This is a genomic window from Sporosarcina gallistercoris (assembly GCF_014836415.1).
In the GTDB taxonomy this organism is placed as follows: domain Bacteria; phylum Bacillota; class Bacilli; order Bacillales_A; family Planococcaceae; genus Sporosarcina; species Sporosarcina gallistercoris.
In genome coordinates, this window is sequence record NZ_JACSQY010000023.1 from 1 (window position 1) to 1216 (window position 1216).

Consider the following 1216-nt stretch of genomic DNA (forward strand, 5'->3'; position numbering starts at 1 on the left):
TGGCTTGTCAACATTAAATCGGACAATTTTTATAAGGTCTCTAATCGGTACTCAATTGGCGTTAGATAATCTAGCGTTCCGTGAATCCGTACCCTGTTGAACCAATTCACATAATCCTGTAGTTCACGTTCTAACTGGCTGATAGAAGAAAAGGTCATTTGCTTAATGAACTCTATTTTGACTACATTGAACATGGATTCTGCTACCGCATTATCGTACGGACATCCTTTCATACTAAGTGATCTCCCGATGCCAAAAGCTTCTAAAGCTTCGTCAATTAGTTGATTTTTAAATTCACTTCCTCGGTCTGTATGGAACAACTGGATCCGATCTAAGCTGCGTTCAATGCTAGACAAGGCTTTGTACACAAGTGTTGCTGTCTTTTCAGGTCCAGCGCTGTAACCGATGATTTCCCGATTAAAAAGATCGACAAATAAGCAGACATAATTCCATTTTCCATTGACTCTTACGTATGTTAAATCACTGACTACCACAGCCAGTTCTTCTTGGCCGTTAAAGTTTCTCGCCAGAACATTTTTTACAGGTTCCTCATTCACTTTTGATTTAAACGGTTTATATTGAGCGACAGTGTAGTTGGATACAAGTCCCGTTTCCTTCATAACGCGACCAATACGACGTCTAGAAACCGTCCGGTTAATCTTCTCTAATTCTTTTTTGATTTTACGTGTTCCGTAATTATTTCGACTCTGTTTAAAAATTTCCTTGATATCTTTTTGCAGGGTTCTATCCTCCGGTTGTTTAACGGAAGTGTAATAGAAGGTGCTTCTCGCGATCCCTAGGACGTCGCACATTGCTGATACCGAGTATTTGTGACGGTTGTTTTGAATCACATCTACTTTCGTCCCATGATCAGCGCGGCTTGCTTTAAAATATCATTCTCCATTAGAAGACGTTGGTTCTCTTTACGTAATTTAATTAATTCATTCTCTTCATCTGTACGCTGATCTTTTTCTTCAAAAGATCCAGTCGCTTTGTGACGCCTCACCCAATTATCAAAAGTAGTGGAGGTTAGATCGTACTCACGAAGAATATCTGTACGTGGTTTACCATTTTCATGTAGCTGTACAATTTGGTTTTTAAATTCCTTGGTATAGGTCCGTCTCGCTCTTTTTTCAGTCATGTAGATTCTCCTCATCTCTTTGGTTGTATTCTACAAGACCCTATCTTTATTGTCTAAGTAAGTGTAGCCTATTCA

At 39.1% G+C, this 1216-nt stretch carries 1 protein-coding gene; it reads right to left on the minus strand.

The window, feature by feature from the left end; genetic code table 11:
• Positions 1–29: 29 nt before the first annotated feature.
• A protein-coding gene (locus H9659_RS15345; protein ID WP_191692237.1) for an IS3 family transposase occupies positions 30–1141 on the minus strand; the annotation gives its coding sequence in 2 pieces (ribosomal slippage) (positions 30–889 and positions 889–1141; 1113 coding nt in all).
• Positions 1142–1216 lie beyond the last annotated feature (75 nt).